We start from the raw sequence: 12,393 nt of genomic DNA on the forward strand, positions 1-12,393 counted from the left end.
TGGTCGAGCGACAGGATGCGCGGGCGCAGGAGGCCGGACGGGCGGCGCGGCGGCGGCTGTTTTGCAGCGGCGCGCGGGGCGGCCTCGTCAAGACGGAAAGCGGGAATGGCAAGATGACGGCGCGGCCCCGGAATGGCCCCTGCCCGGCCAACTGACCGGACCATGGCTGGCCTTAGGGGGCGCAACCGGCGGCAGCGGGCGTTCCAGCACCTTCAGCACGAGCAGGCGGCGGACGAGGGCCTCAAGGCGGGCCAGGTCTGACGCAAGCCGGGCACGGACACGGCGCGTAAGGAAAGGCTTACACGGCGTCAGGCCGAGACCGAGCGCGCAGACCATGGCGAGCACCAGATAGTCTGCCCGGCGCCATGTGACGAGGATGAGTGACTGGAAGGGCGAGGAAGGCATCAGGGTCATGCCTTACAGCCTGCCACAGATATCTTTCAGGTTGGAAAGAGACCCACCTGTCAGACAGGCAGCGGACGAAATTGCGGTCTGGCTTCGCAGCATGAAGATACACCTGTTACGGGAAATCTTTCGACTTACGAAACGCCATAGGCGAAATGGTTAACTTGTGTTAATTGTTCCACACACAAGAAGTTATGGGAGGACGCAATGCATATACTGAGTTCACTGAAGACCGCCGGAATAGCAGCATCAATCGCGCTGGCTGGATGCGCGACATCGGCAATGGCACAGGAGCCTGCCACAGTCGCACCTGCAGCTTCTGCACAGGACGATGGATACCCGCTCACCAGCGGAGATTTCTGGGAAGTCACTGGAATTGACATCAAACCTGGTGGCGGCCTGTATTATGCAAACCATCTGGCTGACAGATGGAGAGCGTCGCAGGAATTTGCGAAGTCGAAAGGCTGGATCAAGGATTATAAGGTTCTGTCGAACTATCACAATCGCTCGGGCGAGCCGGACATGTACCTGATCACCGTCATGGAAAGCCTTCCCAATGGACCCGAGGGGGAAGCCCAAGGCGAAGCTTTCCGTGCATGGGCTCAAGCATCGACGGCGCAACTCGTATCCGAAAACCTGGACCGCGCGGAATTCCGCGAAGTCATGGGTACAAGCCTGTTGCAGGAGCTCAACTTCAAAGACTAGGCATCATCAGGATCGAGAACGAAGAGGCGGGCCTTCGCGCCCGTCTTTTTTTGGGACGAATTGAATCCAGTTACAAGACTATTTTCTTGACATGAGATTTTTGTCTCATTACTTTCCGCGTCATTGCTCGTATGACGAATGAAAGGACCAGGGCGATGGCACTTACACGGGAACAGATGGACCGGGCGATCGACGAACATTTCAGCTTCGAGGCAAGCGACGATATTGACGGCGTGCTGGCGACGCTGGCGGAGGACGCCGAACATGACGTGGTCGGCTGGCCGACCGGGCCTGTCCACGGCCGCGAGCAGGCGCGGAGCTTTTACGAAACGCTGTTCGGCGACCTGTCGGACGGCGAGGCGCAAAGCCTGCGCCGGTATTATGGCGAGGACTTCTTGGTCGACGAATCGCTCTGGCGCGGGCGTGCCACGGGCTGCCCGTTCGGGCTGGAGGGCCGTGGCCGTCCGCTAGCCTTCCGCCTTCTGCACGTGATGGAATTCACCCGCGACGGCGCCATTGCGCGCGAGAATGTCTGGCTCGATCTCGCCGCGATCCTCCAGCAACTTCCGCAGGATTGAGACTAGGACCCGCATGACCGAGGCCGACGCGACAATCCGCTCCAACCAGAAACGCCGCACGCGGCGCGAACTGCTCAGGGCGGCCACACGGCTGATGAAGCAGGGCCGCAAGCCGACCCTTGAGGAAGTGGCCGAGGAGGCGCTGGTGTCGCGCGCCACGGCCTACCGGTATTTCGGCAATGTGGATGCGCTGCTGATCGAGGCACCGCTGGACCTCACTTTGCCGGAACCGGATGACGTGTTTGACGACGCGTCCCCGCCCGACCCCGTGGCACGCCTCGACCGGATCGACGAGGTCATGAAGTCCATGCTCGCCGCCAACGAGATGCCACTGCGGCTGATGCTGGCAAAGTCGCTGGAGCGAAGCATCGCGGACGGCGCGGATGACGACATCCCGCCGCGGCAGAACCGGCGGACGCAGCTGATCGAGGCCGCATTGGCGCCGGCCAGCGCAGAGATGGCACCCCGCCAGCTTGCCCGGCTGACGGCCGCGCTGGCGCTGGTGTTCGGCATCGAGGCGAGGATCGTGTTCCGCGACGTGCTGCAGGTGGGCGACGCGGAGGCCGACGATGTGCGGCGCTGGATGATCCGCGCGCTTGTGGCGGCTGCCCGGACCTGACCGTCAGATGCTGCGGTGGGGCTCTGAATGGTCCCATTCGGCCATCAGGGTGCGGAGGGCCGAGACGAAGGCGAGCGGCTGGTCGAGCATGACATGGTGACGGGCATGCGGGATGGAGATGAACGGCACCTGGTGGCCGAGCAGCTTGCGCATGTAGTCGCCGACATCATCGGGCATCAGATCGCTCTCCTCGCCGCGGATGATGGCGATACGGCATCTGGCGGCCTTGAGCATGTCCGCCGGGGCGTCATTGGGCTTGAAATGGGTCCAGATCGACGGGTCGAATTTCCAGGTGAAGCCGCCATCGGCCTTCTTGAGGCTCCACCGGGCGATATAGTCCATCGCGTAATGGTTCTCGCACAGCTGCGGCGGCGCGAGGCGGAAACGGCCAAGCGCGCTGGCGAGATCGTCATAGACGCGGTTGGGCCGGCCGGAGCGCGGCGGGCCCTGATGGGGGCGCTCGGGCGGGTTCACAGGGCTGTCGACGATGACCATGCCGGTGAAACGGTCGCCATGCTCTGCGCCTGTGACCAGCGTGACGAAGCCGCCAAAGGAATGGGCGACGATGATGGGCTTCACGTCGGAATCGAAGAGGCCGGCATGTTCGGCCACGGCGATTTCCTCGGCGGCGAAGGTGGCCATGTCATAGGTGTCGCGCCAGTCGCTGTCGCCCATGCCCGAAAAGGTGACCGCGGCGACATTATAGTGCTCGGCAAAATAGGGGGCGATGAAATCCCACCAATGAGCATGCGCGCCATTGCCGTGCACGAGCAGCAGGCCCGGACGTCCGCGCTGGCCCCAGCACTGGTAACGGACCTGAGCGCCCTTCACTTCGACGGAATGGGTCTCATAGGGCGTGGCGACGGCCTGCTGGAACCAGTCAGGCGCCGGCGGCACGGCGCCCTTGTATTCCAGCAGCGGGCCGCCCTCGGACGGCATTTCCGCTGGCTGGTCGCGCACGATCCCATCGGCACCTGAACTCATGGCCTATCCTCTTAACCTGACACCCCTGTCATAAATGGGAGGGGGATGAAGGCAAGCCTGACGCCGGGGATGGGAGTGTAAGGCGCCCAAGGAAAGAGGGGCTCATCCTGAGCGAAGTCGAAGGAGAGCCCAGGGGCGGCGTGAATCGGAAGCCCGCGCCCGTCCTTCGACTTCGCTCAGGATGAGCGCTTGGAACAACGGGACATTGGGGTCATCTGGCCTGTCAGTATTTCACCGAGCAGCCATAGGGCTTGGATGTGGCAACCGCGACGGGCTCTCCGGCGGCGACGCTGTCGAGCGCGGCACGGACGTAATTGGTGGCACTTTCAATATCATCGACGCGGGACGACGGCTTGGAGTCAATGGCGCCTTCATAGGCGAGCGTGCCGTCGGCGCGGATAACGTACATATGCGGCGTGGTCTTGGCGCCATAGAGACGGCCGATATGGCCTGCAGTGTCGAGCAGGACATGGGCGGGCGCGGCGCTGCGGTCGTGGGTCAGCGCGTTCGCCTCATCGCCGGTGACATGGCCCTGCTTGCCGGGGGCCGAGGAGATGACCGAGAGCCAGACGACATCATCTGCGGCGGCATCGGCCTGCAGCGTCTGCATGTTGGATGGCGGCGCGGCGTAGTGCTTCTGGACGAAGGGGCAGCCGTCATTGGTCCATTCGAGGACGATTGTCTTGCCGGAAAAGTCTGCCAGCGACACAGGCTGGCCATGGGAATTGGTGCCGGTGAAGCCGGGCACAGCCTCGCCGGGCGTGACGAGCGGGCTGGCATCGGCGGTCGAGGCAATCAAGGCGCCGGCCGTCAGGGCGACAGCGGCGGCCATGCCGGCGGCGAGTGAAAGATTGCGGCGGCTGAACATGAACAGTCTCCTTGTTGGCTGCTTCCCCTCCGATGGCAGTCTGGCTCAACCCGGGCCGAGAAGTCCAATCACAAGGTCTTTAGACAGGATTTCCGGCAGAATGTCCGGCTCGCTCGCACCGGCGGGATACCAGAGATACATTGGCACACCGGCCCGCTCGCGATACTTCAGTTCGGCCGCGATGACCGGGTCCTTGCGGGTAAAATCTGCTACGAGGAAGGCAACATTGGCGTCGGCAAAGGCCTGCTGCACGGCATCTGTCTTCAGCGTGGTGAGCTTGTTGAGCTGGCAGGTGGCGCACCATGTGGCGGTGAAGTCGACAAAGACCGGGCGCCCTTCACGGTTCAGTTCCGCGACACGTTCCGGGCTCCAGGCTTCGGTTTCGAAACGGGCCGCATAGGCCGTGGGCGTGCCTTCGATGGCGCCGGGCGCGGCTGCGCGCACGGCCGGATAGGCAAAGCTGGCGGCGAGAACGGCTGCAGCCGCGACACGGGCCCAGTTGCCGCCGCGCCGGGCGAGCCAGATGGCAAAGACGATGGCGGTCGCGCCGGCAACGGTCCATGCGACGGCACCATGGCCTGCGAGTGCGCCGAGCACCGAGAGCAGCCAGGCGGCTGTCAGGAACATCGGGAAGGCGAAGAACTGCTTCAGGGTTTCCATCCACTTGCCGGGCTTGGGCAGCAGGCGCTGCAGGCCGGGCATGAAGCTGAGGAGGAGGAAAGGCAGCGCGAGGCCAAGGCCCATGGCGAGAAAGACGACGAGTATGGCAGCAGCAGACTGGCCCATCACCGCGCCAAGCGCCGCGCCGAGGAACGGACCAAGGCAGGGCGCGCCGACGACAGCGGCCAGTACGCCCGTGAAGAAGGCCCCGGCGGCGCCCTGGCGGCTGGCAAGGGTGCTGCCGGTGTTCTGGATCGACGTGCCGAGTTCGAACAGGCCCATGAGCCAGAGGCCGATGGCAAACATGATGAGGGCGAGAATGGCGACGGTCGGCGCATTCTGGAGCTGGAAGCCCAGCGTGGCCGAACCGGTTGCCGCGCGCACCGCGATGATGGCACCGGCGAGGACAGCGAAGGAGACGAGCACACCGCCCGTGTACCAGAGGCCATGGCTGCGCAGCTCACTGGCGTGGCCGCTGGCAGCCGCCGAGACCATGCCCATGGCCTTGATCGAAAGGACGGGCAGGACGCAGGGCATGAGGTTAAGGATGAGGCCACCAATCAGGGCGAAAAAGGCGAGCGTCAGGAGACCCGCCGCGCTGCCCCCTGCCCCGGACCTGCCGGAGCCGATTGCGGCAAGCCCGGCCGTATTGCCGAAGGCGGCGCCGTGTGCGGCGGAGAGTTCGTAGCCTGCGCGTGTGCCGCCCGGCTGTTCGATGACCAGAACGCCTTCGAGCGGGCCATTCGGGATGTCGGGGCCGGCCGGTGTGAGGGAGAGGGTTGCGCCATCCGCGCCGAAACTGGCGGGCTGTCCGGCCGGGTGGCTGATGTCGTGAGCAAAGGGAAAGAAACGCAATGCGGCGTCGCGGGTGAGGCCGGGTGCGCGCAGGCTGAGTTTCCAGGGCATAGCCGATGTGTCGAGCCGGGCTTCGCCGGCAAAGGCGGTGGGCGCCCTAGCGATCCAGTCGGAAATCATCGTGCCATGCAAGGGGTTTGGCACCGGTTCGCCGACATCAAGCGTGAGCGAGACTTCGGCGGATTCGGGTATGCAGATGTCTTCGCAGATCAGGTAGTCAGCCAGGACATCCAGCCGGAGCTGGCCGGACGCGTCTGCCGGGATCATCAGCGGGAAGGCCAGGATGACCTGATCGCTGTAGCCATAGTCCATGATCTCGCCCTCGACCACGGGCAGGAGATCCGGGATGGGCCAGATGAAACTGCCAATGGCGCCGCCGGGTATCGTGCTGGTATCGCGATGGATGAGTTGGGGCGGCAGGCCGGCATCACCGGCATTGCGCCAATAGACGTGCCAGCCCGGCTCCATCTCCATTTTAAGGGCGGCCATGATGGTTTCACCGGGCATGACAGCGCTGCGTTCGGCAATCAGCTCGACGCGGGCATGGCCGCCATCGACAGGCGCAGCAGCGGCAGGCGCAAGCGCGCCGAGCAAAACGGTCATAAACAGGCTGGCAAGAAGACGGATCATCAGGAGGCTTTCATCGGGACAGCCGACCATATGCCTGCGAATGGCGCAGGAATGAAGTACCTCGCTCATTCGTGAACGCGCCGCGAGCGGCCTGCACCACAAAGAAAAAGGGCGGCCCTGCGAGGAGCCGCCCTTTAAACTGTCCATCTGAACGGATCAGGCGTTCAGCGGTGCCGGCGGCGACAGGCGAACCGCGCGCTGGATGATTTTCGGCCAGTTGAGCAGCGAGACCAGGTGGGCATAGCAGGCCCCCACAGCGCCATTGTTGCGCAGCTCAAGATACTTGGCGTCCGGAAGGGCGTTCAGGCGCTCTTCGGAAATGGCGTAGTAATCGGCAATCTTCTGCTGGTCGCCGATCGGGTTGCCCTGGTTGTCGCGTGGCTGGAACGCGACGGTTTTCTGTTCCATCAGGTCGAGTTCCATCAGCATCTTGACGAAATCGGCCGTGGCGCGGCGCTGGCGCTCGAATTCCTTGCAGAATTCAACGGCATCATTGGTGAACTTGGACGGCTGGCCATTTTCGAAGAAAGGCACTTCCGGCTGGTTGGAGACCATGGGCGCAGCCCGGTCAACGCACAGGACAAGGCGGTCGGAGGAGTCGTCCGCGGCGAACACGAACGGATAGCGGCGCACGAAAGCCGGGACGTAATGGTCCTCGCCGACGCGGCCCTGCTCATCGACGAACAGGTTCTGGCCCTGGCGGACACCCATGACGGCGACGGGCGTGCGGTCATTGCCGACGAAAATGATCGGATAGGACGAGGCGGCGAGACCGAATTCGGTCACCGTGACCGGCACGGCGTGCGCCTGGCGCAGGAAGCCGAAGGGCTCGGGAATCTGCTTGACGCCGAGGCCGCCATGATCTTCCGGCGACAGGGGCTGGGGCTGCTGATAGAAGAGGACCTGGCCGGTAAGCGGCGACTGGCCACCAGTTTGCTGTGTGGTGTTCACGTGTGGGCTCCTGAATTGTTGCGCGGAGCGTTACCGGAAATAGAGGCTGGCCACAACACCCGAACCAGCTTGAACTACAGCGAAGACAAGGTGAAAAATACGTCATGTTCATCCAACGACTGATCCGTTCCAATCCCCGCGTGCAAGCCGGGCTGGGGGGCCTGTCGCTGGCCCTGTGCATGGCTGCCTGTTCGCCGTCTGTCGATGATGCCGGAACGCCGCGCCGGATTGCCCGGCAGGTGGACCAGCTGATGACGACACTGGCGCAGACGGAGCTGGCCCGCGACCCGGAAATGGCGACGCGGCTGGGCCTGAGCGAAAAGGCCGTGGGATATGAGTTCAACCGCTACCTGACCGACCGGTCGCAGGCGACCTATGAGCGGGTGCGTGTCTCGCGGCTGGAAATGCTGCAGGCGCTGGCCGAAGCGCCCAAGCCGGCGCCCGGCAGCCCGCAGGCGCGCCACCTGGAAACCCTGATCAAGGCCTACGAGACTGCCGAAAGCCTGTTCGTGGCCGGGCATGGCCAGACCGGGCTGGGCGTGGCCTATCCCTATGTCGCCGACCAGATGCGCGGCGCCTATATCGACGTGCCGGAACTGATGACGCGGGCGCACCCCGTGCTGACGGCGCAGGATGCGCGCAATTACGTCTCGCGCCTCGGCGCCCTGCCCGATGCGATTGACGATGAGCGCCGCCGGCTCAACGCGGACGCCGCGGCCGGAATCATTCCGCCGGACTTCATCCTGCGGCGCATGGCCGTACTGGCCACCGAGATGGGCGCCGGAACGGCGCAGGAGCATATCCTTGTGGTCACGCTGGACAGCCTGCTGGGCGGACCGGAGGACCTGTCAGAAGACGAGCGCGCGAAACTGGCCGCGCGGGCCCGGCAACTGGTCGAGACCGGCATCCTGCCCGCCTATACCCGTTTTGCCGACGACCTGATTGCGCTGTCGGCACGGGCGCCGTCCGATCCGGGCGTCTGGCACTTGGCGGGCGGCAATGCCTATTATGATGCCGCGCTCGCGGCGTTTACATATGACGATGTCAGTGCGGTCGAGCTGCATGCGCTTGGCCAGCGCGAAGTGGTGGCGCTGACCGATGAGCTGAATGCCGCGCTGACCGAGGCCGGCTTTGCCGAAGGGACGGTCGCCGAGCGCCTGCAGGCGCTGGCGGCGATGCCGGGGCAAATCTACGAGGACAGTGACGAAGGCCGCGCCGCCCTGCTGGACCGCCTGCGCCAGCTGGAAATGAAGGCGGAGTCCGAGCTTGCCGGCGAGATCCCGTCCTTGCCGAAGACGCGGGTCGCGATCCGTGACGTGCCGGATTTCCTGGAAAGCGCATCCCCGGCCGCGTTCTACAATGCCGCGCCCGCCAATGGCTCGGCGCCTGCCCTGTTCGAGATCAACCTGTCCAGCATGGCAGACTGGCCCGACTTCACGCTGGCAACACTGGTCTACCACGAGACCGTACCCGGCCATCACCTGGAAAGCGCGGTTGCCGCCGAGCGGGCGAACCTGCCGCTGGCCCGGCAGATGATCTGGAATGTGGCCTATGGCGAAGGCTGGGGCGTCTATGCCGAGACGCTGGCGGATGACATGGGCCTGTATGACGATGACCCGCTGGGGCGGATCGGCTATCTGCAATCCATGCTGTTCCGCGCGGCACGGCTGGTGACCGATACCGGGGTGCACCGCATGCGGTGGAGCCGCCAGCAGGCGGTCGATTACATGACCCAGGTCACCGGCCAGCCGGAAACGGCCATGGCGCAGGAAGTTGACCGCTATGTGGTCTGGCCCGGACAGGCGGCGGCCTATTGGGTGGGGCGCCAGCGCATCCTCGACCTGCGCGAGCGGGCCGAGCGCGTTCTCGGCCCGAAATTCGACCGGGCGGCCTTCCATGAAGTCATCCTGGCTGGCGGTCCGCGGCCGCTCGACATTCTCGAACAGGATGTCGAGGACTGGTATGGCGCGCAGGTCGACCGGTCGGAATAATCTGAAGAAATCTCCAAACAATCCGAAGTCCGCCCTATTCCCGCCACCTCTGCTGCGCCATTCTGGCAGCAAGGACGCATAATGGAGGGACGACCATGAGACTTCGCGGATTGATACTGGCCAGCGTGGCTGCAACAGCGCTTCTGGCAGGATGCACCACGGACAGCGGCGCGGATGACGGGACGGTTATCGCAGAGGCGCCTGTTGCGCCGCCGCCTCCCCCGCCGCCTCCGGCGCCTGCAGCCGAGATGGACGGTATCGTCGTGACAGGGCGTGCGGCGGGCGGCCAGCTGGCGCGCAGCATGCCGATGCAGCAGGTCCAGCCGGAACCGGAATTCCGGGACGAATACGAGGATGTCGACGCCAACCCGGTCAAGCTGACCAGTGAAGAGCCGGTCTCGACCTTCTCGATTGATGTCGACACGGCCGCCTATGCGAATGTGCGCCGGTTCCTCAAGAGCGGCAGCCTGCCGCCGAAGGACGCGGTGCGGATCGAGGAACTGATCAATTATTTCGACTATGACTATCCCCAGCCCGATGCGGGCAGCGACCCGTTTGCGACGCAGGTGACGATGATGCCATCGCCCTTCAATGCGGGGCGCGACCTGATCCAGATCGGCATCCAGGGCCGTGACATTGACCGCGACGCCCGGCCGCCGGTCAACCTGACGCTGCTGGTGGACGTGTCAGGGTCCATGTTCTCCGAGGACAAGCTGCCGCTGGCCAAGCAGGCGATCAAGCTGATGCTGGAAGAGATGGCGCCGACCGATACGGTAGCGATCGTCGTCTATGCGGGCGCGGCGGGCGAAATCCTGGCGCCGACTCCGGTGAGCGAGAAGCGCCGAATCGTCGCGGCGCTGGAAGACCTGCAGGCCGGTGGCTCGACGGCCGGGGGCGAAGGCCTGCGGCTGGCCTATTCCCTCGCCGAACAGGAGCTGAAGAAAGACGCTGTCAACCGCGTGATGCTGCTGACCGACGGCGATTTCAATGTCGGCATTTCCGACCCGGAACAGCTGGAAGACTTTGTCTCGCGCAAGCGGGAAACCGGCATCTACCTGTCCGTACTGGGCTTCGGACGTGGCAATTACAATGACGCGATGATGCAGAAGATTGCCCAGAAGGGTAACGGCACGGCGGCCTATATCGACACGCTGAGCGAGGCCCGCAAAGTGCTGGCCGATGACCTGTCCGGGAATATTTTCCCGATTGCGGATGACGTGAAGATCCAGGTCGAGTTCAATCCGGCGCGCATCGCCGAATACCGCTTGATCGGCTACGAGACCCGGATGCTGGAACGCGCCGATTTCAACAATGACAAGATGGATGCCGGCGACATTGGCGCAGGCACGAGCGTGACGGCAATCTATGAGGTTACGCCGACCGGTTCGGATGCGGCGCAGATCGATCCGTTGCGTTATGGCGAGGCGGCCAAGGCTGGCAGCACGCAGGGCGAATATGCCTTCGTGAAGCTGCGCTACAAGGCGCCGGGCGCCGACACGTCGAAACTGCTGACCTATCCCGTGACCGGAAAGGACCGTGTTGCCAGTGTGGACGAGGCGCCTGAATGGGCGCGCTTTGCCATGGCCGTGGCAGGCTTTGGCGAGATGCTGAAAGGCGGAGACGCCCTTGGCACCGGTTTCGGATGGGAGGCAATCCGAACGCTGGGGGCGGGCGCCAAGGGCAAGGATGAATTCGGCTATCGCGCCGAGTTTATCGAGCTGACCCGGCTGGCTGAGACAGCCGACGCGCAGGCCGCACTGAACCGGCCTGCCCGGGAAGAATAGGGCTAGGCCGCGATCCGGCGGGAATGGTCGGTGAAGCAGACGGTGCTGAAGCCTTCTTCAATGTCGTTCACCATCAGCTTGCGCGCCGCGCCGTCGAATTCGTGGGCGAGGAAGACGGCGTTCGCGCCGTAACGCTCGGCCTCTGCCAGGGCCCAGATGGGTTGGAGGTCGTGCGGGCGTCCCGTCAGTTCAATCACCCGGATGAGGCGCCATCCATAGGCGTCCGGGGCGGCGAAAATTGCCACGCCGGGGCAGCGTGCCCATGGCCCGTCCGGCGCCATGCGATTGAATTCCCAGGCCTTGCCTGACCGTCCCCGAAAGCTGACTGCAATACCCATGTTCCTGCTCCGTTCTGATATTCTGTTCCTAATATGTTCCAGAAGAACGTGCAAGAATTTTTTGGTTAACAGGGGGTTAACCAATCGGCGTGAATTGAACGGGTCTATTTAACCACGGTGAAACGACGGGTATCGAAGACGCGCAGAACCTGTTTGAGTTCGCGGCCCCGGCGCAGGATCTGGCCGGCGGAACCGTACACGGCATACTGGCCCTGGCGGTTGGCGAGCGCCGGTTCCTTTTCGATCCGCCAGGTCGGGTTTTCGGCATGGCGCCGGAAGATGGCGAAAATGGCGACGTCCCGTTCCATGCCGATGGCATAGTCGCGCGCCTCGCCCGCCACCACGAGCCGGCCATAGACATCGAGGATCGGCTGCATCTCGGCTTTCTGGAAAGCCACCTTGGAATCAGGCGCGATCTTGCGCGAAAATGTATCGCTCATGTCATCCTTTTTTGTTCGCGTGTGGGGCGAGTGGGCAAATCTGTAGTCGCCTAAACGCATTGTAATTCAAATGGGGCGAAAATGCCGTTATTTGGCCTTGCGTGGAACACCGGCGCCCGCCATCTTCTAGGTGTCGGGCGGAGGTGTATACCAAGCACCCCGGACCCATCAGCCCCCCCAGCCCCCTGGGGCGCTTGATCAACTTTCGCCCGACACCTCCCCCTCTCAAATCAATGCCCCTGTCCGCGTTCGGACGGCTTTGCGCCGGGCCGGACCGCCTTGAACGCATCCAGCACGGGCGTGACCAGTTTTCCGGCCGTTTTGCCCAAACCGGAGGCCTGCTGCAGACGCCGGGAAATATAGGCGTCGAGATCAGCCGGATCGGGGCCGTCCAGCCAGTACATGACGATGCCGGGAATCGTGGCGGCGAGCAGGCCGCGCTTGGAATAGCGGTTGTAATCGGTCGCCGTGTCCCCTGCGGCCGTCCACACCATGTCGGCGACCGACCAGGTGCGCTGGACAGCCGGGCCTGCGCTCCAGGGCAGGAAGCCGCGGGCCGCAGCGCGCCGGACCGCCTCGCGGTGT

12 protein-coding genes and 1 pseudogene are annotated in these 12,393 nt (G+C 64.1%); 5 read left to right on the forward strand and 8 right to left on the reverse strand.

The genetic code is table 11. The annotated features are described in order from the left end of the window. Positions 1 to 87: 87 nt before the first annotated feature. Positions 88 to 414 (reverse strand): hypothetical protein, encoded by a 327-nt coding sequence (locus VR74_RS20490; protein ID WP_299949561.1) that lies wholly within the window; start codon positions 412 to 414, stop codon positions 88 to 90. Between the two features lie 198 nt (positions 415 to 612). Between VR74_RS20490 and VR74_RS04150 the strand changes: the two genes are divergently transcribed. From VR74_RS04150 to VR74_RS04160, 3 genes are all read left to right on the forward strand, one after another. Beyond that, the gene (locus tag VR74_RS04150; RefSeq protein ID WP_299949563.1) at positions 613 to 1,110 is read left to right on the forward strand and encodes a hypothetical protein; all 498 of its coding nucleotides are present in this window, start codon (positions 613 to 615) and stop codon (positions 1,108 to 1,110) included. Positions 1,111 to 1,265: 155 nt separating this feature from the next. Next, on the forward strand, positions 1,266 to 1,688 hold the full coding sequence (locus tag VR74_RS04155) for a nuclear transport factor 2 family protein (RefSeq protein WP_045694654.1): 423 nt from the start codon (positions 1,266 to 1,268) through the stop codon (positions 1,686 to 1,688). 13 nt (positions 1,689 to 1,701) lie between these two features. Then, entirely contained in the window at positions 1,702 to 2,307 is a 606-nt protein-coding gene (locus VR74_RS04160; RefSeq protein WP_045694656.1) for a TetR/AcrR family transcriptional regulator, read from the forward strand. 3 nt (positions 2,308 to 2,310) lie between these two features. On the opposite strand, the gene VR74_RS04165 is transcribed toward VR74_RS04160, so the two are convergent. The 4 genes from VR74_RS04165 to VR74_RS04180 form a co-directional block, all read right to left on the reverse strand. Then, a complete protein-coding gene (locus tag VR74_RS04165; RefSeq protein ID WP_299949565.1) occupies positions 2,311 to 3,291 on the reverse strand; it encodes an alpha/beta hydrolase in 981 nt (326 codons plus the stop codon). 223 nt (positions 3,292 to 3,514) lie between these two features. Beyond that, a complete protein-coding gene (locus VR74_RS04170; RefSeq protein WP_045694657.1) occupies positions 3,515 to 4,159 on the reverse strand; it encodes a redoxin domain-containing protein in 645 nt (214 codons plus the stop codon). A 45-nt stretch (positions 4,160 to 4,204) separates the two neighbouring features. Next, the gene (locus tag VR74_RS04175; protein WP_299949567.1) at positions 4,205 to 6,373 is read right to left on the reverse strand and encodes a thioredoxin family protein; all 2,169 of its coding nucleotides are present in this window, start codon (positions 6,371 to 6,373) and stop codon (positions 4,205 to 4,207) included. Positions 6,374 to 6,460: 87 nt separating this feature from the next. Continuing rightward, complete coding sequence (locus VR74_RS04180) at positions 6,461 to 7,255, reverse strand: SapC family protein (protein ID WP_045694659.1); 795 nt, start codon at positions 7,253 to 7,255, stop codon at positions 6,461 to 6,463. A gap of 104 nt (positions 7,256 to 7,359) precedes the next feature. On the opposite strand from VR74_RS04180, the gene VR74_RS04185 reads away from it, so the two are divergent. Then, on the forward strand, positions 7,360 to 9,246 hold the full coding sequence (locus VR74_RS04185; protein WP_299949569.1) for a DUF885 domain-containing protein: 1,887 nt from the start codon (positions 7,360 to 7,362) through the stop codon (positions 9,244 to 9,246). Between the two features lie 95 nt (positions 9,247 to 9,341). Then, the gene (locus VR74_RS04190) at positions 9,342 to 11,030 is read left to right on the forward strand and encodes a VWA domain-containing protein (RefSeq protein ID WP_045694661.1); all 1,689 of its coding nucleotides are present in this window, start codon (positions 9,342 to 9,344) and stop codon (positions 11,028 to 11,030) included. A gap of 2 nt (positions 11,031 to 11,032) precedes the next feature. On the opposite strand, the gene VR74_RS04195 is transcribed toward VR74_RS04190, so the two are convergent. From VR74_RS04195 to VR74_RS04205, 3 genes and pseudogenes are all read right to left on the reverse strand, one after another. Next, on the reverse strand, positions 11,033 to 11,368 hold the full coding sequence (locus VR74_RS04195) for a hypothetical protein (RefSeq protein ID WP_045694662.1): 336 nt from the start codon (positions 11,366 to 11,368) through the stop codon (positions 11,033 to 11,035). Positions 11,369 to 11,472: 104 nt separating this feature from the next. After that, positions 11,473 to 11,808, reverse strand: coding sequence for a DUF2794 domain-containing protein (locus VR74_RS04200; protein WP_045694664.1), 336 nt, complete (start codon positions 11,806 to 11,808; stop codon positions 11,473 to 11,475). A gap of 230 nt (positions 11,809 to 12,038) precedes the next feature. Continuing rightward, positions 12,039 to 12,393: pseudogene (locus VR74_RS04205) on the reverse strand (COQ9 family protein); the annotation flags it as partial.

It is taken from the genome of Hyphomonas sp. BRH_c22, from assembly GCF_000961795.1.
Lineage (GTDB): Bacteria > Pseudomonadota > Alphaproteobacteria > Caulobacterales > Hyphomonadaceae > Hyphomonas.